We start from the raw sequence: 21771 nt of genomic DNA, 5'->3' as shown, positions 1-21771 counted from the left end.
CTCGTCAATGGTTCGGGGAGGATGTTTCGAGTGTAGACGGCCAACAGGGCGGGGAGGGCGTAACGGAGGGTTTTTATCGACACATGGCAAAACCCCCGGCAGGGCCGGGGGTTTTGGGGGTCACTCGTCGAGGAAGGAGCGCAGATGTTCGCTTCGCGTCGGGTGGCGCAGTTTGCGCAACGCCTTGGCTTCGATCTGACGGATCCGCTCACGGGTCACATCGAACTGCTTACCGACTTCCTCAAGGGTGTGGTCGGTATTCATGTCGATGCCGAAGCGCATGCGCAGTACTTTGGCTTCACGTGCGGTGAGGCCCGAGAGTACTTCGCGGGTCGCTTCCTTGAGGCTCTCTACGGTGGCGACATCTATCGGCGACTGCATGGTGGAGTCTTCGATGAAGTCACCCAGATGGGAGTCTTCGTCATCACCGATCGGGGTTTCCATGGAGATCGGCTCTTTGGCGATCTTCAGTACCTTGCGGATCTTGTCCTCAGGCATTTCCATGCGTTCGCCCAGCTCTTCCGGCGTCGGTTCGCGACCCATTTCCTGCAGCATCTGCCGGGAAATACGGTTGAGCTTGTTGATCGTCTCGATCATGTGCACCGGGATACGGATGGTGCGGGCCTGGTCGGCGATCGAGCGAGTGATCGCCTGACGAATCCACCAGGTGGCATAGGTCGAGAACTTGTAGCCGCGACGGTATTCGAACTTGTCCACCGCTTTCATCAGGCCGATGTTGCCTTCCTGGATCAGGTCGAGGAATTGCAGGCCACGGTTGGTGTACTTCTTGGCGATGGAGATCACCAGACGCAAGTTCGCTTCAACCATCTCTTTCTTCGCACGGCGGGCCTTGGCCTCACCGATGGACATGCGACGGTTGATGTCCTTGATTTCCGCAATGCTCAGGCCGGTCTCGGTTTCCAGCGCGCTCAGTTTCTGCTGGCAACGCACGATGTCCGGTTGCAGGCGGGCAATGGCTTCGGCGTACTTGCTCTTGCCTTTGGCCAGTGCGTCGGTCCAGCTTTCGTCGACTTCGTTGCCGGGGAACTGACGCAGGAAGTCGGCACGCGGCATGCGGGCATCACGCACGCACAGCTGCATGATCGCGCGCTCTTGCTGACGCAGGCGATCCAGGGCGCTGCGAACACGCTCGACCAGGCCTTCGAATTGCTTGGGCACCAGCTTGATCGGCATGAACAGCTCGGCCAGGGCCAACAGTTCGGCAATCGCCGCCTTGTTGTTGCGACCGTGCTTCTTCAGCGCCTTGCGGGTGATTTCCATCTGGTCGGCCACAGCGCCGAAACGCTGTGCAGCGATGATCGGATCCGGACCGCTTTCGGCTTCTTCTTCGTCGTCACCGGCTTCGGCGTCTTCGTCATCGTTGTCGTCGTCGGCCTTGGCGGCTTTCGCGTCGATCGGTGGCGGTACTTCGGCGGCAGGCGGCGCGATGCCGTCGTCCGGGTCGATGTAGCCGCTCAGGACGTCGGACAGGCGACCACCTTCGGTGGTGACGCGGTTGTACTCGGAAAGAATATGGTCAACCGTGCCAGGGAAGTGCGCGATTGCGCCCATCACTTCACGGATGCCTTCTTCAATACGCTTGGCGATTTCGATCTCGCCTTCACGTGTGAGGAGTTCTACCGTACCCATTTCGCGCATGTACATGCGCACCGGGTCGGTGGTGCGACCAATGTCGGTCTCGACCGCCGCCAGCGCTGCGGCTGCTTCTTCAGCGGCCGCCTCGTCGGTATCGGCGTCGGCCAGCATAAGGGCATCCTTATCTGGCGCAACCTCGAATACGTTGATCCCCATGTCGTTGATCATGCGGATGATGTCTTCCACCTGTTCCGGATCTGAAATATCCTCCGGCAGGTGGTCGTTGACCTCCGCGTAAGTCAGGTAGCCCTGCTCACGACCCAATAGGATCAACTCTTTGATACGAGACTGCTGTTGCGCTTTTCCGGACATAACACCCTATCCACTGAAGGTCTTGGCGGGCAAAAAACAAGCCGAGGATTATACCTGAGCTGTGACCTCACGCGCCAGTTGAGGTCGGGTTTGATGCGCAAACATTGCGGCTGAGTAAGTCGCGCAATTGGTTTTTCTCTTCGCTGGTCAGCTCGCTCTGGCGAGCTTTTCGCAGAAGTTGTTCCAGGTTTCGCTCGCGTTGGCGGGCGGACAAGCTAGTAATGGTGTCGAAAAACTGTTGTTCAAGGTTGTCTCCGTCAATCAGCCACTCCTTCTCGGCCAGGGCCTTCAACAGGCGCCCCTGCTCGGTGCCGTGCCACCTCGCGATCAACTGGAAAGAGTTTAGCCTGGGGTTCTTCTGCACGGCCTCGAGAAGGGCGACCAGCAATTGCGTATTGCTGTGGTCCTCGGCGGCGAAATGCCCGGCATCCTCGACTTTTTCGGCCAGTTGCGGGTGATGCAGCAAGGTGCGCAACGCGGCCAGTGTTGGTGGTTCGACGGCGGCCGGGACCCGCGGGGCACGTGGCTGGTCGCGATCGCCACGCTTGCCGTTCTTGTCCCAGGGTTTTTTGTCCCATTTCTTGCCGCCGCTGCCGGGCTTCTTCGGCGTCCACTCCTGCTGGGGAGCGTAATCCTGCTGGGGTTGATGATAGTCGGCGAAGTCCGGCATCGCGTCGTAGTCGATGCCCGGGTCGTAGGCCGGCGGGGCCTCCTGGGGCGCGCTGTGGACCAGTTGATTGACCGCCTCGCTGTTGAGGCCGGTGATCTCGGTCAGGCGCTGGCGCATCAGGATGCGCAGGTTGGCCCCTGGCACCTTGTCGATCAGTGGCGCCGCGAGGGTGGCCATGTGGGCCTTGCCTTCGAGGGAGCGCGGGTCGGCTTCTTCTGTCAGTTGCTGGAAAAAATAATCGGCCAGCGGCTGGGCGTGCTGGTTGATCCGCGCGCGGAAGGCATCCGTACCTTCGGAACGCACCAGGGTGTCCGGGTCCTCGCCTTCGGGCAGGAACAGGAAGCGGGCACGCCGTCCGTCCTGCAGGCAGGGCAGGGTAGCCTCCAGCGCGCGCCAGGCGGCGTTACGACCGGCCTGGTCGCCGTCGAAGCAGAACAGCACGTTGGGCACGACGCGGAACAGGCGCTTCATGTGTTCTTCGCTAGTGGCCGTGCCCAGGGTCGCGACGGCGTTACGCAGGCCTTGCTGGGCCAGCGCGATCACGTCCATGTAGCCTTCGACGACGATGATTTCGTCGAGGTTGCGGTTGTTCTTGCGAGCTTCGTACAGGCCATAGAGTTCCTGGCCTTTATGGAAGACCGGGGTTTCCGGGGAGTTCAGGTACTTGGGCTTGTCGTCGCCCAGGACCCGGCCGCCAAAGGCGATGATCCGCCCGCGGGTGTCGCGGATCGGAAACATCACCCGGTCGCGGAAGCGGTCATAGCGCTTGCCGGTCTCGGCGTTTTCGATCAGCAGGCCGGCGTCGATCATGGCACGTTGCTGCAACGTGTCGCTGCTCAGGTGCTTGTACAGGTTGTCCCAGCCCGGCGGGGCAAAGCCGAGGCCAAAGTCCCGGGCGATCTCGCCGGTCAGGCCGCGTCCCTTGAGATAGTCCACCGCCGCCTTGCGCGCGGGATGGCTCTTGAGCGCCTGGCGATAGAACTCGGCCGCCGCTGTCAGCAGGGGATACAGCGGCGAATCGGTCGGTTGGCGGGGCTTGTGCTGCCGGCCGCTTTCCTCGCGAGGAATTTCCATGCCGGCGGCCTTGGCCAGTTCCTCGACGGCCTGGGGGAACTCCAGGTTGTCGTGGTCCATCAGGAAGCCGAGGGCATTGCCGCCCGCGCCGCAGCCGAAGCAGTAGTAGAACTGCTTGTCGGGGCTGACGCTGAAGGACGGGGTTTTTTCTTTGTGGAACGGGCAGCAGGCCGTGTAGTTCTTGCCTGCTTTCTTCATTTGCACGCGAGAGCTGACCACATCGACGATGTCGGTGCGGTTCAGGAGGTCGTCAATAAAGCTCTGGGGAATCAGCCCGGCCATGGCGTTCTCATCATCACTGCGCGAAATAGGAGCCCGGAATCAACAGGCGTACCCGGGGCTTGGTTTGAGACACGGTAAATCGGTGGCTCGACCGGGTTGTCTGCATCATCGCTGTTGGGAAGTGTATCTGCCGAAAATCCACTGACGTTAATGGCAATCAGTATCTGACGGTTTGAATAAGTGTGCTGAGTCCGGTAACGGCCGGTCAGGCCTCGGATAGCTCATGAAGCGGGCACGCAAGCAGGTGCCTTGGGCTGATCGTCGTTAGAGGAATCAGGGTGTGCTCGTCAGTAGCCTTGGAAGGCTCGTCAGAAGAGACGTGCACCGCTGGCAAAAGAGCCAGGTCTGACGCGGTGAAGCAGGTTGTCGCGGTCGCGTCTGCGGCTTTGACGGTGAAGCATCAAGCGTTTTCCGCAAATGCCATAAGCCCGGCTTGAGGGCCGGGCTTGGCAGAAGCTTGCTACGAACGTCTGTGTATTAGTACAGACGTACGGCGCGGCGTTGTTCGCGCTGAACTTTCTTGGCGTGACGCTTAACAGCGGCTGCTGCCTTGCGCTTACGCTCAGAAGTCGGCTTCTCGTAGAATTCGCGGCTACGAACTTCAGCCAGAACACCGGCTTTTTCGCAGGAGCGCTTGAAACGACGCAGAGCTACGTCGAAGGGTTCGTTCTCTTTTACTTTGACGGCTGGCATCCAGAGCTACCTTCATTCATTACCGGGGTCAACATCCTCGCGGCAAAAGAGCACTTGAAGACGTCGGTTTTTAAGGGTTGCGGATGTTAACCCCTCAACGCTCGGAATGCAAAGCCTCTGATCGAAAACCGCTGGTCGGGGCACAACGCGGCGACTATTATGCGCGCCTTCGAATTCAGCCGCTACAAGGCGCAAACCCATGCTAGTACTGGGACTGGAAACTTCCTGCGACGAAACCGGTGTCGCCCTCTACGACAGTGAGCGCGGCCTGCTGGCCGATGCATTGTTCAGCCAGATCGACCTGCACCGCGCCTACGGCGGGGTGGTGCCCGAGCTTGCTTCGCGCGACCACGTCAAGCGCATGCTGCCCTTGATCCGCCAGGTCCTGGCCGAAGCCGATTGCGTGCCGACCGAGATCGACGCCATTGCCTACACCGCCGGCCCGGGGCTGGTGGGGGCGCTGCTGGTGGGCGCGTCCTGTGCCCAGGCGCTGGCCTTTGCCTGGGGTATTCCGGCCCTGGGCGTGCACCACATGGAAGGCCATTTGCTGGCTCCGATGCTGGAGGCGCAGCCGCCAGAGTTTCCGTTCGTCGCTTTGTTGGTATCGGGCGGTCATACGCAACTGATCCGGGTCGATGGCATCGGCCACTACGAGCTGCTCGGCGAGACCCTCGACGACGCCGCCGGCGAAGCCTTCGACAAAACCGCGAAAATGATGGGCCTCAATTACCCCGGTGGCCCGGAGATCTCCCGCCTGGCGGCCCGGGGTGTCGACGGACGTTTCGTATTCCCGCGCCCGATGTGCGACCGGCCCGGCCTCGATTTCAGTTTCAGTGGCCTGAAAACCTTCGCCCTGAACACCTGGCAGCAATGCGTCAGCGCTGGTGACGACGGCGAACAAGCCCGTTGCGACATCTCGCTGGCGTTCCAGCAGGCCGTGGTAGAGACTTTGACCATCAAGTGCAAGCGTGCCCTGAAGCAGGCCGGGCTCAAGCGGCTGGTGATCGCCGGCGGGGTGAGTGCGAACAAGGCCTTGCGCACGTCGCTGGAGAAAATGCTTGGCGACATGAAGGGCGACGTTTACTACGCCCGGCCGGAGTTCTGCACCGATAACGGCGCGATGATCGCCTTTGCCGGCTGTCAACGCCTGCAGGTCGGCCAGCAGGAAAGCCTGGCGATCAGTGTGCAGGCGCGTTGGCCGATGGAGCAGTTGTCGCCGTTGTAGGGCGTCGGGGAGGTGGGTGTGGAAGAACCCGTGGGTTTTTTCCTGCACCGCCTAGAAATGTCGTTCGCGCCCGGCGAACAGGTCGCGTAGATTGCCCCGATGGCGCCAGACGATCAGTGCCACCAGCGCTGTCATTGGCAGCAACGCGGCCGGTTCCTGCCAGGCCAGCAGCGGCAGGGTCAGCGGTGTAGCGATCAATGCCGCCAGGGAGCTGGTGCGGGTCAGGTAGAACGTCAACAGCCAAGCGCACACCGCCAGCAGGGCCGCGGGCGGGTACAGGCCCAGCAGCATGCCGGCGGCGGTGGCGACACCCTTGCCGCCGCGAAAGCGAAAATACAGCGGGAACAGGTGGCCGATCACGGCGCACACGCCGATCCAGGCCTGTTGTTGCAACGAGAGCCCTGCAAGGCTGGCAATCAGTACGGGTACAAGGCCTTTGCAGAGGTCGCCAAGCAGGGTCAGGATGGCGAGTTTGCGTCCGGCCAGGCGCAGCATGTTGGTGGCGCCGGCATTGCCTGAGCCACTCATTCGCGGATCCGGGCGACCGGTGAGGCGGCTGAGCAAAATGGCGAAGGACAGCGAGCCGAGCAGGTAGGCGAGAATCGCCAGTAACCAAAACATGCTAACTATTCCGGGCGAGGACGCCCTGATTCTAACGGCGCATTGCGCCCTTGTCGTGCTGCGGAGAAGAGTGCTTGGACAGAGTGTTTATCGAGGGCCTGGAAGTCGACACGGTAATCGGTGCCTACGACTGGGAGCGAGGCATCCGACAGTGTCTGCGACTCGACCTGAGTTTTGCCTGGGATAACCGTCCGGCCGCCGCAGGCGATGACCTGACCCTGGCGCTCGACTACGCCAGCGTATCGTCGCGTATCCAGGCGTTTGCCGAGCAAGCCCAGTTCCAACTGGTTGAAACCTTTGCCGAACGACTGGCCCAGGCGCTCATGGACGAATTCAAGATCACCTGGCTGCGGCTGAAAGTGACCAAGCCTGGCGCCGTCCCGGCGGCCAGCGGTGTTGGCGTGGAGATCGAGCGCGGATGTCGCTGACTCAGGTTTTTCTCGGGCTCGGCAGCAATATCGAGCGTGAGACCCATTTGCGCGCCGGTCTCGAAGCCCTGGCGGGTTTTCTGGTGGACATTCATTGTTCGGCCGTCTTCGAGAGCCAGCCGGTGGGCATCAAGAGTGGGCCATTCTTCAACTTCGTCGTGTCGGCCTTCACCGATTTGCCGCTGATGGAGCTGGATCGCCGCCTCAAGTTCATCGAGGCTGACAACGGCCGTTATGCCCCCGATCGCAAGGGACTGCCGCTGGACATCGACGTGTTGCTCTATGGCGAACAGGTCGGCAACTTCGATGGCCTGGTGCTACCGCGGGCGGAAATCCTCAAGAATGCCTTTGTCCTCTGGCCCCTGTCGTTGATTGCGCCGGATCGGGTGCACCCTGGTGTCGGCAAGAGTTTCGCCACGCTGTGGGACGAAGCCCGGATCGACCAGGTACTGGCGCCGGTGGCCTTCGAATGGCGAGGGCAGCCGCTTACGCCTTCAGCCCTGCTGCGTTCCTGATAGCGTCATCGCGAGCAAACTCGCTCCCACAGCGATGCGTAGTGTCCACGGCGTTTGGCTTTGCCGCAGATCCTCTTGTGGGAGCGGGCTTGCTCGCGATGGCGGCGTACATCTGCTAGAGATTCAACTGATACACCACTTCCCTCAGCTCGCCGCGTCCTTGTACGCCTTCAACGCCCTGAGCCGCTCGCGCTTGATCGCCTCGCCCAGTTCCGGGCCCTTGAAGCCTTTTTCCAGCAAGGGCTGGACCGCCACCCCGCGAGCCGCCGCCGCGGCCCCTCGCAGATAGTCAGCCTGTGGATAACTGCGCTGCTCAAACCCTTTGCGTCCTCGCGCGTCCATCTCGCAGGCCGCAATGAACTCTTCAAAGCGCTGGGGCCGACGGTACACATCAAAGCTTTGCAGCAGTTCGAGCAGCGTGGATGCCTTCAACTCCAGCGCGCGATGACCGTGAGTGTGATAATGCCCCACCAATAGCGCCAGTTCCTGGCAGTCGCGCGGCACCTTGAAGCGCTCGTTGACGGCCTTGATCAGCTTCAGCCCCTTGTGTTCATGGGCGATGTGGCGGGGCCATTCGTGTTCGGGTGTCAGGCCTTTCCCCAGGTCATGGAGCAGGCAAGCCCAGCGCACGGTCAGCGGTTGGCTGTGACGGGCGGCCTGCTCCAGCACGCCCAGGGTGTGGATGCCGGTGTCGATTTCCGGGTGATGGGCTTCGGGCTGGGGGACGCCGAACAGCGCATCGACTTCGGGCATCAAGACCTTGAGGGCGGTGCAGTCGCGTAGTACCTGGATGAACACCTGTGGTTGGTCTTCCATGAGTGCCCGGGAAATTTCCTTCCAGCTGCGCTCGGGCGTCAACGCTTCGAGCTCTCCGGATTCGCTGAGCTGGCGCATTAGCCCGAGGGTCTGCTCCGCCACTTTGAAACCCAGCGGCGCGTATCGCGCGGCAAAGCGGGCGACGCGCAGGACACGGAGCGGATCTTCGGCGAATGCGGGGGAAACGTGGCGCAGTATGCGGGCTTCAAGGTCTTGCTGGCCGTGGTATGGATCGGTCAGGTTGCCGTGGTCATCCTCGGCCATGGCGTTGATCGTCAAGTCCCTGCGGATCAGGTCTTCTTCGAGGGTGACCTCGGGACTGGCATGAAACACGAAGCCGCCGTAGCCCCGACCGCTCTTGCGTTCGGTGCGGGCAAGGGCGTATTCCTCGCCCGTCTTCGGGTCGAGGAACACCGGAAAATCGGCTCCCACGGGGCGAAACCCCCTGGCGAGCATTTCGTCGGCAGTGGCCCCTACCACGACTCGGTCGACGTCAGTGATGGGAATGCCCAGCAAGCGGTCGCGCACCGCGCCGCCGACTTTGTAGATCTGCATAAAAAACCTCCGTTGGCCCGACAGGATAACCCTTTACGTCGGACTTCCGGAGGTGAAAACGGGATCAGAGATGGACGACGGCCAGGTCCAGGCGGCCGTAGTCCCCTTCGCCTTGTTCGTTGCGGGGCGGCACATGGTGGGTTTTCATCACTTGGTCGCCCTGCAGGGTTTCCAGGTGAATGTCGAAGCCCCAGAGGCGATGCAAGTGCTTGAGCACCTCGTCGGTGGAATCGCCCAACGGTTTGCGGTTGTGGGCCTGGTGTCGCAGGGTCAGGGAGCGATCGCCACGGCGGTCGATGCTGTAGATCTGCACATTGGGCTCGCGATTGCCCAGATTGTATTGCGCCGCCAGGGTTTCGCGGATGATGCGATAGCCGCTTTCGTCGTGGATGGCCGGCACCAGCAGGTCGTCCTTCTGGTCGTCATCGAGGATGCTGAACAGCTTCAGGTCGCGGATCACCTTGGGCGACAGGTACTGCAGGATGAAGCTTTCGTCCTTGAAGCTGCTCATGGCGAACTTGATCGTCGATAGCCAGTCCGAGCCGGCGATTTCGGGGAACCAGCGGCGATCCTCTTCGGTAGGGTCCTCGCACATGCGCCGGATGTCGCGGTACATGGCAAAGCCCAAGGCGTAAGGGTTGATGCCGCTGTAGTACGGGCTGTCGAAGCCGGGCTGGAATACCACGCTGGTGTGGGACGTCAGGAACTCCATCATGAAGCCGTCGGTGACCAGGCCTTCATCGTACAGGTCGTTCATCAGGGTGTAGTGCCAGAAGGTCGCCCAGCCTTCGTTCATGACCTGGGTCTGGCGTTGTGGATAAAAATACTGGGCGATCTTGCGCACGATGCGCACGATTTCCCGCTGCCACGGCTCCAGCAGCGGCGCGTGTTTTTCAATGAAGTAGAGGATGTTCTCCTGGGGCTCTGCTGGGAACCGCGCGTTGTCTTTCTCGTTGTACTTGTCCGCGCCCTTGGGAATGGTGCGCCACAGATCGTTGATCTGCTTCTGCAAGTGCTCTTCGCGATCCTTCTGGCGCCGGCGCTCTTCTTCGGCGGAAATCGGATACGGGCGCTTGTAGCGGTCCACGCCGTAGTTCATCAGGGCGTGGCAGGAATCCAGCAAGTCTTCCACGGCATCGATGCCGTGGCGCTCCTCGCATTGCATGATGTACTGCTTGGCAAACACCAGGTAATCGATGATCGAACTGGCGTCGGTCCAGGTGCGGAACAGGTAGTTGCCCTTGAAGAAGCTGTTGTGCCCGTAGCAGGCGTGGGCGACCACCAACGCCTGCATGCAGATGGTGTTTTCTTCCATCAGGTAGGCGATGCACGGGTCCGAGTTGATCACGATTTCATAGGCCAACCCCATCTGGCCTCGGCTGTAGGACTTCTCGGTGCTGAGGAAATGCTTGCCGTAGGACCAGTGGTGATAACCCAGCGGCATGCCGACCGACGCGTAGGCGTCCATCATCTGCTCGGCGGTGATCACCTCGATTTGGTTCGGGTAGGTGTCGAGGGCATAGCGGTCCGCGATACGGCTGATTTCGCGGTCGTAGGCCTGGATCAGCTCGAACGTCCATTCGGAGCCGGTGGAGATGGGCTGGCGCTTCTGCTCTTTTTTGGCGGTCATGTCACTAACCTGCGCTGGAAGAGTTCACGGAAGACCGGGTAGATATCCCCGGCCGAGACCAGTTGCTGTTGGGCAAATGTGTCGGAAAACGCTTCGGCAATCCGTTCGTATTCATACCACAAGGCCTGGTGTTCCCGTGGTGTGATTTCCACATAGGTGTAGTACTGGACGAACGGCATGATCTGGTTGATCAGGATGTCGCGGCAGATCGGCGAATCGTCGTTCCAGTTGTCGCCGTCCGACGCCTGGGCCGCGTAGATGTTCCACTCGTTGGCCGGGTAGCGTTCGGCCATGATTTCCTGCATCAGCTTCAGGGCGCTGGAAACGATGGTGCCGCCGGTTTCCCTGGAATAGAAGAATTCTTCCTCGTCGACTTCCCGGGCGCTGGTGTGGTGGCGGATGAACACTACGTCGATCTTGTCGTAATTGCGCTTCAGGAACAGGTACAACAGGATGAAGAAACGCTTGGCGATGTCCTTGGTGGCCTGGGTCATGGAACCGGACACGTCCATCAGGCAGAACATCACCGCCTTGGAGCTGGGATTGGGCTGTTTCACCAGCAGGTTGTACTTGAGGTCGAAGGTGTCGAGGAACGGCACGCGGTGGATGCGCGCACTGAGTTTTTCGATTTCCGCTTCCAGGTCCTGGATGTCACCGAAGTTGTCCGGCTCCTCGCGCTTCAGGCGGGCCAGCTCTTCCTTGGCTTCGCGCAGCTTGGCGCGGCTGCTGCCCGACAGTGCGATGCGCCGGGCGTGGGCGGAGCGCAGGGTGCGGATGATGTTGATGCGTGACGGGTTGCCTTCGTTGCTGATACCGGCGCGCACGGTCTTGAAGGTATCGGTGCCGGTCAGGTTGCGCTTGACCAGGTTGGGCAGTTCCAGGTCTTCGAACATGAACTCCAGGAATTCCTCCTGGGTGATCTGGAACACGAACTCATCCATGCCTTCGCCGGAGTTCCCCGCCTTGCCGGGCCCCTTGCCACCGCCGCCGCCCTGTGGCCGGGGGATGTGCTCGCCGCTGGTGAATTCCTTGTTGCCGGGATGCACGACGGTCTGCTTGCCACCACGGCCGTGGTGAAGCACCGGTTCATCGATGTCGCGACCGGGAATGCTGATCTGCTCGCCGTGTTCCATGTCGGTAATGGAACGCCGGCTGACCGCCTCTTCGACGGCCTTCTTGATGTGGTCACGGTAGCGCCGCAGAAACCGCTGGCGGTTCACCGTGCTCTTGTTCTTGCCGTTAAGGCGTCGGTCGATCACATAGCTCATGGGGCCCTCCGGGCAGCTTCAAGTGATGAGCTACAAGCTTCAAGTAGAAGCAGTTACCCGGTTGCCAGGGCTAACGCGCTTCTCCTTGCAGCTTGTAGCTTGTGGCTTGCAGCTGTTTTACTGCGATTTGCGGACCCGCAGGTACCACTCGGAGAGCAGCCGTACCTGTTTGTCGGTGTAGCCACGTTCGACCATGCGTGTGACGAAGTCGTTGTGTTTTTGCTGGTCCTCCTTGCTGGCCTTGGCGTTGAAGCTGATGACCGGTAGCAAGTCCTCGGTGTTGGAGAACATTTTCTTCTCGATAACCACCCGCAGCTTCTCATAGCTGAGCCAGGTGGGGTTCTTGCCATTGTTGTTGGCCCGGGCGCGCAGTACGAAGTTGACGATTTCGTTGCGGAAATCCTTCGGATTGCTGATGCCAGCCGGTTTTTCGATTTTCTCCAGCTCCTCGTTCAGGGCGACGCGATTGAGGATCTCGCCGGTTTCCGGGTCGCGATATTCCTGGTCCTGGATCCAGAAGTCCGCGTACAGCACATAGCGGTCGAAGATGTTCTGGCCATACTCGCTGTAGGACTCCAGGTATGCGGTCTGGATTTCCTTGCCGATGAACTCGATGTAGCGCGGCGCCAGGTATTCCTTGAGGAAGCGCAGGTAGCGCTCGCGGGTTTCGGCCTGGAACTGTTCCTGTTCGATCTGCTGTTCCAGCACGTACAGCAGGTGGACCGGGTTGGCGGCGATCTCATGGGGGTCGAAGTTGAAGACCTTGGATAGGATCTTGAACGCGAAGCGCGTGGAGAGCCCGTTCATCCCTTCGTCGACGCCCGCGTTGTCGCGGTATTCCTGGATCGACTTGGCCTTTGGATCGGTGTCCTTGAGGTTTTCACCGTCGTACACGCGCATCTTGGAGTAGATGTTGGAGTTCTCCGGTTCCTTGAGGCGCGACAGCACCGTGAACTGGGCCAGCATCTTCAAGGTGTCGGGGGCGCAATGGGCCTTGGACAGCGAGCTGTTGAACAGCAGCTTGTCGTAGATCTTCACCTCATCGGTCACCCGCAGGCAGTACGGCACCTTGACGATGTAGATCCGGTCGATGAAGGCCTCGTTGTTCTTGTTGTTGCGGAAGGTGTGCCATTCCGATTCGTTGGAGTGGGCCAGCAGGATGCCGGTAAACGGAATCGCCCCCAGGCCCTCGGTGCTGTTGTAGTTGCCTTCCTGGGTGGCGGTGAGCAGCGGGTGCAGGACCTTGATGGGCGCCTTGAACATCTCGACGAATTCCATCAGGCCCTGGTTGGCCCGGCACAATGCGCCCGAGTAGCTGTAGGCGTCGGCGTCGTTCTGCGGGAATTCTTCCAGCTTGCGGATATCAACCTTGCCGACCAGCGCCGAAATGTCCTGGTTGTTTTCATCGCCCGGCTCGGTCTTGGCCACCGCGATCTGGTTAAGGATCGAGGGGTAGAGCTTGACCACCCGGAACTGGCTGATGTCACCGCCGAATTCGGCCAGGCGCTTGGTGGCCCATGGCGACATGATGGTATTGAGGTAGCGGCGTGGGATGCCGAAGTCTTCCTCGAGGATGGCGCCGTCCTCGGTGGCATTGAACAGCCCCAGGGGCGATTCGAACACCGGCGAGCCCTTGATGGCGTAGAAGGGCACCTTTTCCATCAATTGCTTGAGTTTCTCGGCCAGGGACGATTTACCGCCACCTACGGGGCCGAGCAGGTAAAGAATCTGTTTCTTCTCTTCCAGGCCTTGGGCGGCGTGGCGGAAATAGGACACGATCTGCTCGATGCATTCTTCCATCCCGTGGAAGTCTGCAAAGGCTGGATAGCGGCGAATCACCTTGTTGGAGAAGATTCGCGAGAGCCTCGAGTTGGTCGAGGTGTCCAGCAGTTCCGGTTCTCCGATTGCCAGCAACAGACGCTCCGCAGCCGATACGTAGGCGCTGCGGTCCTGCTTGCAGAGTTCGAGGTATTCCTGCAGCGAGTATTCCTCCTGCCGCGTGGACTCGAAACGTTGCTGGAAGTGGCTAAAAATACTCATGACGTCACCTCGCTCGATACGTGGAGCCGGTGTCGGATCAATCAGTCGTTGCTGGACAGCCGCTGGGAACCCAGTGGCCGTTTACCCCCCAGAATGCTTCCAGGCATGCAGGCTCCCTGAAAGCTTACTCCCGATTACCCGTGCGCCGGTGTACCGGCTCTCCCCTGTTTTGGATGGCCTGAGGCTAAGGATAGTTCGGAATGGGAAAGGTAAAGGCGCAATACGTAATTAGTTATGGCCGACCGTTCGTCCGCCACCGCTCAAGCCCGCGGATCACGCGGGCTCTGGCGACATAAAAAATTATTCGTGGGTGTCTTGTGTCGTTTCTGTCGGAAAAGTCGCACGCCACAACTCGAAACCACCGTCCAGGCTGTAGACGTCACTGAAGCCCTGGCTGACCAGATAGGCGGCTGCGCTCTGGCTGGAGTTGCCGTGGTAGCAGACCACCACGGTCGGCGCGTCGAGGTCGGCGCCGCGGATGAAGTCGGCGATGGAATGGTTGTCCAGATGCCGGGAGCCGCTGATGTGCAGCGCGGCAAAGGTGGCAGGGTCACGGACATCGACGACCACCGCGCCTTGCTCGCGCAAGGCCTGGGCCTGTTCCGGGGGGATGCGTTTGAATTCGGTCATGGGGAACTCCTGTGGCCCGATCCGGCGCTGGTCATGGGGCCGCGCCGGCTGGCTGTGATGCGGTGGTCGGAAGGTGGGTTGTGGCGTGGCCCTGATCGTCGCAATCGCAACGCAGTTGTTCGCCGGTGTCGACATTCATCAGGGTCATTGCGCCGCCCCATACGCACCCTGTATCGAGCGCGTAGACGCCGGGTTCGTCGCATTGGCCTTCCAGCGCCGCCCAGTGACCGAAGATTATCTTCAGGTTCCGGGTCTTGCGCGTCTTGTGCTTGAACCAGGGCGCGTAGCCGGGAGGCGCCGTCTCGATGCCTTCCTTGCCCTTGAGGTCGAGCTTGCCTTCGGCGGTGCAGAACCGCATGCGGGTGAAGTAGTTGGTGATGACCCGCAGGCGGGCCGCTCCGGTGAGATCGTTGTCCCACTTGACCGGCTCGTTGCCGTACATGCCGTCGAGGTAGGGGCCGAACAGGTTGTCGTCGCGCAACGCTTGCTCGACTTCGGCGGCGCACTTGAGCGCCTTGCGCAGGGACCACTGGGGCGCAAGCCCGGCATGGACCAACGCCAGGTTGCGCTGCTCGTCATAGTGCATGAGCTTTTGCAGGCGCAGCCACTCCAGCAATTCGACGCAATCGGGCGCTGCGAGTATTTCGTCCAGGGTGTCGGATTTTTTCAGCCGCTCGATGTTCTGCCAGGCCGCCAGCAAGTGCAGGTCGTGGTTGCCGAGCACGCACACCAGCGACTGGCGGATGCTGTAGAGAAAGCGCAGTGTTTCGAGCGATTGCGGGCCGCGGTTGACCAGGTCACCCACCAGCCACAGCGTGTCTTTCTGGGGGTCGAACGCAACCCGTTCCAGCAGGCACTTGAGCGGGTCGAGGCAACCTTGCAGGTCACCCACCGCATAAGTGGCCATCAGTGCAGGGCTCCGGGCACCGCCAGGCGAAAGGGCTTGATGATGGCATCGAAGCGCTGGCCGTCTTCGGCGAGCATCTGGTAGGTGCCTTGCATGGTGCCGACGCGAGTCGTCATCACGGTGCCGCTGCTGTAGTTGTGGCTCTTGCCGGCGTCGATCAGCGGTTGCTGGCCGACCACGCCCTCGCCACGGACTTCCTCGACATGGCCGTCGCCGTCGGTGATGACCCAGTGCCGCGACAGCAGCCTGGCCGGTAGCGAACCGTTATTGCGCACGGTGATGGTGTAGGCGAAGGCAAAACGGTTGTGCTCGGGTTGCGATTGTTCTGCCAGGAAGCGGGTGGTGACGCTGACGTCGACCTGATAACGAGGATCGGACATGCAAGAGGCCTTAAAAACGAAGCGGGACGCGGGCGTGACTGAGGGGATCAGTCTAGGCCAAGTATCGGGTAGTAGGCCAGAGCGACGTCCCACCCGATAGCGCTCATCGTCCGTTAGCTGGCATCGGCTTTGGAGGCGACCTGTTCGCTGAGCTTGTCGGCAAGGCGCACGAAAGCCGCCAGGTCCAACTGCTCGGGCCGCAGGCTGCCGTCGACACCGGCGGCTTCGATCTCGGCGCTGCTGAGCAACAGTTTCAAGGTGTTGCGCAGGGTTTTGCGGCGCTGGTTGAACGCTTCGCGCACCACCCGCTCAAGCAGGCGATGGTCCTTGGCCGGGTGCGGCAGGACTGCGTGCGGGACCAGGCGGACAATGGCCGAATCGACTTTCGGCGGCGGGTTGAATGCCCCAGGGCCGACGTTGAACAGGTGTTCGACCCGGCAATGGTACTGGACCATGATCGACAGGCGACCCCAATCGCCACCGCCAGGCCCTGCGGCCAGGCGCTCGACCACTTCTTTCTGCAGCATGAAGTGCATGTCGCGGATCAGGCCGGCGTTGCTCAGCAGGTGGAAGATCAGCGGTGTGGAGATGTTGTATGGCAGGTTACCCACCACCCGCAGGCTGTTCGGCGCGGCGTTCAGGCTGTTGAAGTCGAACTTCAGCGCGTCGCCCTGGTGCAGGCTGAAATTGCTCTTGCCGGCGAACTGCTGGTTGAGGATCGGCACCAGGTCCTTGTCCAGTTCCACCACGTCGAGTTGCGCGCCGCTGCCCAGCAGGCCTTCGGTCAGGGCGCCCTGGCCCGGGCCGATTTCCAGCATGCGATCGTCGGGCTTGGCATTGATGGAGCGCAGGATGCGATCGATCACGCCGGCGTCGTGCAGGAAGTTCTGGCCGAAGCGCTTGCGCGCGCGGTGTTGGTATTGCTCGGTCATAAATGGGTCTCGGCCATCTGGTAGGCGGTTTCCAGCGCGACTTGCAGGCTGCCGGTGTCGATCTTGCCGCTGCCGGCCAGGTCCAGGGCGGTGCCGTGGTCCACGGAGGTGCGGATGATCGGCAAGCCCAGGGTCACGTTGACCGCAGCGCCGAAGCCTTTGTACTTCAGCACCGGCAGGCCCTGGTCGTGGTACATCGCCAGCACTGCGTCGCAGTGCTCCAGATATTTGGGGGTAAACAGAGTGTCGGCCGGCAGCGGGCCATGCAGATTCATGCCCTCGCTGCGCAGGCGTTCCAATGTGGGTTCTATGATGTCGATTTCTTCACGACCCAGGTGTCCGCCTTCGCCGGCGTGGGGGTTGAGCCCGCAGACGAGGATGCGTGGCCGGGCGATGCCGAATTTTTCCTGCAGGTCAGCGTGCAGGATGCGTGTGACCCGCTCCAGGCGTTCGGCGGTGATTGCGTCGGCGATATCCCGCAGGGGCAGGTGAGTGGTCACCAGGGCCACGCGCAGGCCGCGGGTCGCGAGCATCATCACCACTTGCGCGGTGTGGGTCAGGTCCGCCAGAAATTCGGTATGGCCGGAAAAGGCGATGCCTGATTCGTTGATCACGCCCTTGTGCACCGGGGCCGTGATCATGCCGGCGAAATCCCCGTCCAGGCAGCCTTGGCCGGCGCGGGTCAGGGTTTGCAGGACGAAGGCGGCGTTGGCTTTTTCCAACTGGCCGGTGATGACCGGGGCACCCAGCGGCGTGTCCCAGACATACAGGCTGTTGGCGGGCGCCGGGACGTCCGGCCAGGCCTGCGGCGTCACCGACAACAGGTCGACGACCACCCCCAGTTGCGCGGCCCGCTCAAGGAGCAGGTCGCGGCTGGTGATGGCAATCAGGGGGTGTGGCTGGGGCTGCGAGGCGAGCAGCAGGCACAGGTCGGGACCGATGCCGGCAGGCTCGCCGGGGGTCAGCGCGAAACGCTTGGGTTTCACTGCGCTGCCTGGTCTGCACCAGGGAGTTTGATCTCGACATAGGCTTCGTCGCGAATCTGACGCAGCCAGGTTTGCAGCTCTTCGTCGTATTTGCGGTTGCGCAGCACAGTCATTGCCTGCTGTTCACGGGCCTGGGTGGTGCTGTCGGTGGCGCGGCGGCCAAGGACTTCCAGAACGTGCCAGCCATAGGGGCTCTTGAACGGCTTGGACAGTTGGCCTTGCGGCGTTTCGGCCATGACCTGGCGGAACTCGGGCACCAGGGCATTCGGATCGACCCAGTTGAGGTCGCCGCCATTGAGGGCCGAACCCGGGTCTTCCGAGAAGCTCTTGGCCAGCTCGGCGAAGTCTTCGCCCGCTTCGATGCGGTCGTAGAGTTTTTCCGCCAGACGCTTGGTCTCGGCTTCGCTGCGAATCTCGCTTGGCTTGATCAGGATGTGGCGGACATGCACTTCGTCACGAACCTGGGTGCCGCCACCGCGTTTTTCCAACACCTTGAGGATGATGAAACCGCCGGGCGTACGTGCTGGCTGGGTGATATCGCCGACGGCCATGGCACTCAGCTCACGGTCGAACGGTGGTGGCAGTTGAGCAGGCTTGCGCCAGCCCATGTCGCCGCCTTCCAGGGCGTTTTCGCTGCCGGAGCGGGCGACGGCCATCTGGCCGAAGTCAGCGCCTTGCTTGAGTTGCTGGTAAACGTCCATGGCCTGGCGGTAAGCACTCTGAATGGCTTCGGAGTTGGCGCTTTCCGGGGTCGGGATCAGGATGTTGGCCAGGTGCAGTTCTTCGGAAAGCTGCATCTTGCCCAGGTCGGAGGCGAGGAAGTTCTTCACTTCCTGCTCGGACACCTGGATGCGCTCGGCCACGCGGCGCTGGCGCACGCGGCTGATGATCATCTCGCGACGGATCTGGTCGCGGGCGTCCTCGTAGGAGAGACCGTCACGGGCCAGGGCGGCGCGGAATTGCTCCAGGCTCATGTTGTTGCGCTGGGCAATGGTGCCGACGGCCTGGTTCAGCTCTTCATCGGTGATGCGGATGCCGGAGCGTTCGCCGATCTGCAGTTGCAGGTTCTCGACGATCAGGCGTTCCAGCACTTGTTGGTCCAACACGCCCGGAGGCGGCAGGCCGCCACCGCGCTTGGCGATGGTTTGCTGTACTTCATGGACGCGTTGGTCCAGTTGGCTCTGCATGACCACGTCGTTGTCGACGATGGCCACCACTTTGTCGATGGATTGAACCGCGGCGTTGGCCGCGGTACCCAGGAACAGTGCGCCCAGCATCAGCGGGCGCAGACAATCAGAAAGCTTGGTCTTCACGTTCACGATAACCTTGGATGCCTTTGTCGAGGAAGCTCTCTACCTTGGCGCCGGTGAGGCCGCCGAGTCCCTTCAGAACAATTTGGAGGAAGACGCCGTGGTCGCCTTTTTCGTTTTCAGGGGCAGCTTGACTGAATTCTTCATAGTCGACCCAGTAACGGTTGATCAGGCGCAGTTTCCAGCAGCAGTTGTCGTATTCGAAACCACCAAAGGCTTCCAGGGTACGATTGCGGTTGTAGTCATACTGCCAACGGCTGATCGCGTTCCACTGCGGCACGATCGGCCAGATGACCGAGAAGTCGTGCTGCTTGATCTTGTAGTAGTCCTTCACGTAGCCAGGCTGGCCCGGCGTGCCGTAGTCGCCGCCGCCCACGGACCACTGACCGGTGTTCTGGTCGTAGCGGATCTGGTCGTTACGATAACGGTAACCGGCGTTGATGACCTTGTTCGGGTTGTCTTCCGGCTGGTAGTGGAACATCGCACTGCCCGAGCGAGGGCTGTGGGTGTCCGGGTCCCAGTTGTAGTCGGCCGTGGTGCGCCAGTCGCGGTTCCAGCGGTATTCGTATTCCAGGGCGTAAGGCGAAACGCTGGAATGAGCATCTTCACGCGTCCTGAAGTCGATGCCCGGCAGCTGGACCTCGCGATCCTTGAAGTAGAAGGCCTGGCCGACGCTGATGCGTTGACGCTCGAAGCCGTCTTCCTGGATCCAGCGGTTGGTCACGCCCAGGGACAACTTGTTCTCGTCGCCGACACGGTCGGAGCCGGTGAAGCGGTTGTCCCGGAACAGCGACGAGTAGTTGAAGGTGCTTTCGCTGGTGTCGAAGACTGGAATGTCGCTTTGATCCTTCTCCGGCACATAGAGGTAGAACAGACGCGGTTCCAGGGTCTGGCGGTAGTTCTTGCCGAACCACTGGGTATCGCGGTCGAAGTACAGGCCGCTGTCGATGCTGGCGATTGGCACGGCACGGCTTTGGTTGCGGCTATAGGTGCCGTTCAGACGGTCGCCTTCGGCAGTTTGCGCGGCGATATCCGCTTTGCCGCGATTGTCCAGGTCCAGGTCATACTGGGTGTATTGGTACTTGAGCGATGGCTTGATGTACCCGTAGCTTGCGTTCATTGGCAGGCTGATGACAGGGGCCAGGTTCATCCGATCGCCGTTGGCGCGGGCCAATCCTCGGACGTTTGTGTCCAGGAATGGATCGGTGGTGCCGTCCTCGTTCGTGTAGTCCCCAGTCCGCAAGTCACGATCAAAGCGCACGAATTCCGTGTTGTAAGCGAAATCCAAGCCGCCCGGATGCTGCGGCAGTGCACCATTGAAGGTGATCTGCGGCAGGCGATCGTACGGTGTGATGTTCGAGATCGTGGCCATCTGATAGGCCTGGACATTCAAACGTGCCGTATACGTGTCACCCCGGTAGCTGACAGCGCCCTGCTGGTTCACGTAGTCCCGGGACTCGACACCGATCTGGTCGCTCTGCAAATCCTGGAAGTAGTAGGGGTCGCTGAGTTTGGTGTAGTCGACTTCAGTCGCTATGCGCGAATCCAGACCACCCTTGTGCTGCCAGTTGTACATGTAGCGGGTCTTGCTGTAGTCGGTCTGCTTGCTGCGATCGTCGTCTTCGTCGTTGAGGTAGGCGGCACCGAACTGACCTTCGCTGGACTTGGTCAGGTAGCGGAATTCGCCTTCCATCAACAGGCCGCGCTTGCTCATGTAGCGCGGGTACAACGTGGCGTCGTAGTTCGGCGCCAGGTTGAAGTAGTACGGGGTGACCAGCAGGAAGCCGGTGTCGCTGCCGCTGCCGATGGTCGGCGGCAGGAAGCCGGACTGGCGACGGTCGTCGATCGGGAAGTAGATGTACGGCGTGTACAGGACCGGGAAGTCCTTGACCCGCAGGGTCACGTTGGTCGCGGTACCGAAGCCGGTGGCCGGGTTCAGGGTGATGTTGTTGCCCTTGAGCGTCCAGGCGTTGCTGTTCGGTTCACATGTGGTGTACGTGCCGTCCTTAAGGCGGATGATCGCGTTCTCGGCGCGCTTGGCGTACAGGGCGTTACCGCGGATGCGTGACTTGTGCATCACGTATTCGGCGTTGTCGACCTTGGCTTCGCCGGTGTCCAACTGCACATCGGCGTGGTCGCCGACGATCAGTGCACCGTTGTCGCGAACACGCACATTGCCGCTCAGCTCGCCACGGTTCTCGGCCTGGTACAGGCTGGCCTCGTCGGCCTCGACCTGCATGCTGCCCTGGCGCATGACCACGTCACCGGCCAGGGTCGCCACTTGCTGTTCCTGCTCATAGCGGGAGGCCTTGGCGCCGAGGAAGGTCGGGGCGTCGCTCTTGGCGGTCTTGTCGTTCATGCCAGGGCGAGACGGTTCGATATAGGCGCCGGAGCAATAAGGGCCGGTTTCAGCCAATTGCGCCGGGGTGAGGTTCTCCCGTGGAACCCAATCCAGATGGCTGTAGTCTTCACTGCGCGACTTCAGGCCGCGGCCCTTGGCTTCAGTGACAAGCATCGGTTTCTCACCGGCCTGTTCGACCGAGCCGCTTTCGGCCGGCGCATCGCTGCTGGAAGAAACGGCGCTGCCGTCATGCACGGGACGCGGCGGTAAGGCCGCGGCCGGTGTCTTCGGTGCACAGTCCCAGGCACCCGAAGCGGAGACGGAGCAGTCATACTGCTGCGCCGCGACGACGAATGAAGAGGCCAGGGGTTGCAGGGCCAGCAGACTGCCGGTGACCAGCAACGGAAATTTTTTACGAAACGCGGGGGATTTCAATGCCATCTTATTAGTCCGGGCTTCCTGCGTGCCATCTGCCCGCGGTGTGGGCCGCACGCCTCTCG

Annotated in this window: 18 protein-coding genes; 3 read left to right on the top strand and 15 right to left on the bottom strand. The window is 61.3% G+C overall.

All coding sequences use genetic code 11. The features are described 5' to 3' along the window. Positions 1 to 120: 120 nt before the first annotated feature. The 3 genes from rpoD to rpsU form a co-directional block, all read right to left on the bottom strand. On the bottom strand, positions 121 to 1968 hold the full coding sequence (gene rpoD / locus V3H56_RS24855) for an RNA polymerase sigma factor RpoD (protein ID WP_042729754.1): 1848 nt from the start codon (positions 1966 to 1968) through the stop codon (positions 121 to 123). A 67-nt stretch (positions 1969 to 2035) separates the two neighbouring features. Further along, entirely contained in the window at positions 2036 to 3994 is a 1959-nt protein-coding gene (gene dnaG, locus V3H56_RS24850) for a DNA primase (protein ID WP_042729753.1), read from the bottom strand. A gap of 477 nt (positions 3995 to 4471) precedes the next feature. Beyond that, positions 4472 to 4687, bottom strand: a complete 216-nt coding sequence (gene rpsU / locus V3H56_RS24845; protein ID WP_002551877.1) for a 30S ribosomal protein S21 — start codon at positions 4685 to 4687, stop codon at positions 4472 to 4474. 199 nt (positions 4688 to 4886) lie between these two features. On the opposite strand from rpsU, the gene tsaD reads away from it, so the two are divergent. Next, on the top strand, positions 4887 to 5912 hold the full coding sequence (tsaD, locus tag V3H56_RS24840) for a tRNA (adenosine(37)-N6)-threonylcarbamoyltransferase complex transferase subunit TsaD (RefSeq protein WP_042729752.1): 1026 nt from the start codon (positions 4887 to 4889) through the stop codon (positions 5910 to 5912). Between the two features lie 51 nt (positions 5913 to 5963). Here tsaD and plsY read toward each other — a convergent pair whose 3' ends face one another. Beyond that, positions 5964 to 6533 (bottom strand): glycerol-3-phosphate 1-O-acyltransferase PlsY, encoded by a 570-nt coding sequence (gene plsY / locus V3H56_RS24835; protein WP_003206189.1) that lies wholly within the window; start codon positions 6531 to 6533, stop codon positions 5964 to 5966. 74 nt (positions 6534 to 6607) lie between these two features. Between plsY and folB the strand changes: the two genes are divergently transcribed. Both folB and folK read left to right on the top strand, forming a co-directional pair. Beyond that, a complete protein-coding gene (folB, locus tag V3H56_RS24830; protein WP_018607238.1) occupies positions 6608 to 6961 on the top strand; it encodes a dihydroneopterin aldolase in 354 nt (117 codons plus the stop codon). Continuing rightward, a complete protein-coding gene (folK, locus tag V3H56_RS24825) occupies positions 6952 to 7476 on the top strand; it encodes a 2-amino-4-hydroxy-6-hydroxymethyldihydropteridine diphosphokinase (RefSeq protein ID WP_042729751.1) in 525 nt (174 codons plus the stop codon). Before folB ends, folK begins: the two co-directional genes overlap by 10 nt. Positions 7477 to 7620: 144 nt before the next feature. On the opposite strand, the gene V3H56_RS24820 is transcribed toward folK, so the two are convergent. The 11 genes from V3H56_RS24820 to V3H56_RS24770 all read right to left on the bottom strand — a co-directional run bounded on the left by V3H56_RS24820 (position 7621) and on the right by V3H56_RS24770 (position 21712). Next, positions 7621 to 8847, bottom strand: coding sequence for a multifunctional CCA addition/repair protein (locus V3H56_RS24820; RefSeq protein WP_338473960.1), 1227 nt, complete (start codon positions 8845 to 8847; stop codon positions 7621 to 7623). A 64-nt stretch (positions 8848 to 8911) separates the two neighbouring features. Then, positions 8912 to 10477 carry a SpoVR family protein gene (locus V3H56_RS24815; protein WP_042730373.1) on the bottom strand — a complete coding sequence of 522 codons (1566 nt, stop codon included), beginning with the start codon at positions 10475 to 10477 and terminating at the stop codon, positions 8912 to 8914. Continuing rightward, complete coding sequence (locus V3H56_RS24810) at positions 10474 to 11745, bottom strand: YeaH/YhbH family protein (RefSeq protein ID WP_003206179.1); 1272 nt, start codon at positions 11743 to 11745, stop codon at positions 10474 to 10476. The genes V3H56_RS24815 and V3H56_RS24810 overlap by 4 nt, the downstream gene beginning before the upstream one ends. A 117-nt stretch (positions 11746 to 11862) precedes the next feature. Next, positions 11863 to 13785 carry a PrkA family serine protein kinase gene (locus V3H56_RS24805; RefSeq protein WP_042730372.1) on the bottom strand — a complete coding sequence of 641 codons (1923 nt, stop codon included), beginning with the start codon at positions 13783 to 13785 and terminating at the stop codon, positions 11863 to 11865. Between the two features lie 300 nt (positions 13786 to 14085). Then, positions 14086 to 14415, bottom strand: a complete 330-nt coding sequence (gene glpE, locus V3H56_RS24800) for a thiosulfate sulfurtransferase GlpE (RefSeq protein ID WP_042730371.1) — start codon at positions 14413 to 14415, stop codon at positions 14086 to 14088. A 31-nt stretch (positions 14416 to 14446) separates the two neighbouring features. Beyond that, positions 14447 to 15322, bottom strand: a complete 876-nt coding sequence (locus V3H56_RS24795; protein ID WP_047735946.1) for a symmetrical bis(5'-nucleosyl)-tetraphosphatase — start codon at positions 15320 to 15322, stop codon at positions 14447 to 14449. Beyond that, positions 15322 to 15702: a Co2+/Mg2+ efflux protein ApaG gene (gene apaG, locus V3H56_RS24790; protein WP_042730369.1), complete on the bottom strand. Its 381-nt coding sequence runs from the start codon at positions 15700 to 15702 to the stop codon at positions 15322 to 15324. The genes V3H56_RS24795 and apaG overlap by 1 nt, the downstream gene beginning before the upstream one ends. Before the next feature lie 113 nt (positions 15703 to 15815). Then, positions 15816 to 16634: a 16S rRNA (adenine(1518)-N(6)/adenine(1519)-N(6))-dimethyltransferase RsmA gene (gene rsmA, locus V3H56_RS24785; RefSeq protein WP_047735947.1), complete on the bottom strand. Its 819-nt coding sequence runs from the start codon at positions 16632 to 16634 to the stop codon at positions 15816 to 15818. Continuing rightward, complete coding sequence (pdxA, locus tag V3H56_RS24780) at positions 16631 to 17620, bottom strand: 4-hydroxythreonine-4-phosphate dehydrogenase PdxA (protein ID WP_212803085.1); 990 nt, start codon at positions 17618 to 17620, stop codon at positions 16631 to 16633. The genes rsmA and pdxA overlap by 4 nt, the downstream gene beginning before the upstream one ends. Next, positions 17617 to 18933, bottom strand: a complete 1317-nt coding sequence (gene surA / locus V3H56_RS24775) for a peptidylprolyl isomerase SurA (RefSeq protein WP_148049567.1) — start codon at positions 18931 to 18933, stop codon at positions 17617 to 17619. Before surA ends, pdxA begins: the two co-directional genes overlap by 4 nt. Further along, positions 18914 to 21712 (bottom strand): LPS-assembly protein LptD, encoded by a 2799-nt coding sequence (locus tag V3H56_RS24770; protein ID WP_042730366.1) that lies wholly within the window; start codon positions 21710 to 21712, stop codon positions 18914 to 18916. Before V3H56_RS24770 ends, surA begins: the two co-directional genes overlap by 20 nt. Positions 21713 to 21771: the final 59 nt, after the last annotated feature.

It is taken from the genome of Pseudomonas sp. MS646, from assembly GCF_036693845.1.
Lineage (GTDB): Bacteria > Pseudomonadota > Gammaproteobacteria > Pseudomonadales > Pseudomonadaceae > Aquipseudomonas > Aquipseudomonas chlororaphis_E.
Note: the sequence above shows the minus strand (reverse complement) of the source record. Positions and strands in the feature narration are given on the sequence as shown.

Coding starts and splice junctions, on each gene's coding strand:
- V3H56_RS24815 (WP_042730373.1), bottom strand. CDS start 10,477: ATGACCGCCAAAAAAGAGCAGAAGCGCCAGCCCATCTCCACCGGCTCC.
- rpsU (WP_002551877.1), bottom strand. CDS start 4,687: ATGCCAGCCGTCAAAGTAAAAGAGAACGAACCCTTCGACGTAGCTCTG.
- V3H56_RS24805 (WP_042730372.1), bottom strand. CDS start 13,785: ATGAGTATTTTTAGCCACTTCCAGCAACGTTTCGAGTCCACGCGGCAG.
- V3H56_RS24770 (WP_042730366.1), bottom strand. CDS start 21,712: ATGGCATTGAAATCCCCCGCGTTTCGTAAAAAATTTCCGTTGCTGGTC.
- V3H56_RS24795 (WP_047735946.1), bottom strand. CDS start 15,322: ATGGCCACTTATGCGGTGGGTGACCTGCAAGGTTGCCTCGACCCGCTC.
- rsmA (WP_047735947.1), bottom strand. CDS start 16,634: ATGACCGAGCAATACCAACACCGCGCGCGCAAGCGCTTCGGCCAGAAC.
- glpE (WP_042730371.1), bottom strand. CDS start 14,415: ATGACCGAATTCAAACGCATCCCCCCGGAACAGGCCCAGGCCTTGCGC.
- V3H56_RS24810 (WP_003206179.1), bottom strand. CDS start 11,745: ATGAGCTATGTGATCGACCGACGCCTTAACGGCAAGAACAAGAGCACG.
- apaG (WP_042730369.1), bottom strand. CDS start 15,702: ATGTCCGATCCTCGTTATCAGGTCGACGTCAGCGTCACCACCCGCTTC.
- plsY (WP_003206189.1), bottom strand. CDS start 6,533: ATGTTTTGGTTACTGGCGATTCTCGCCTACCTGCTCGGCTCGCTGTCC.
- rpoD (WP_042729754.1), bottom strand. CDS start 1,968: ATGTCCGGAAAAGCGCAACAGCAGTCTCGTATCAAAGAGTTGATCCTA.
- tsaD (WP_042729752.1), top strand. CDS start 4,887: ATGCTAGTACTGGGACTGGAAACTTCCTGCGACGAAACCGGTGTCGCC.
- V3H56_RS24820 (WP_338473960.1), bottom strand. CDS start 8,847: ATGCAGATCTACAAAGTCGGCGGCGCGGTGCGCGACCGCTTGCTGGGC.
- folK (WP_042729751.1), top strand. CDS start 6,952: ATGTCGCTGACTCAGGTTTTTCTCGGGCTCGGCAGCAATATCGAGCGT.
- dnaG (WP_042729753.1), bottom strand. CDS start 3,994: ATGGCCGGGCTGATTCCCCAGAGCTTTATTGACGACCTCCTGAACCGC.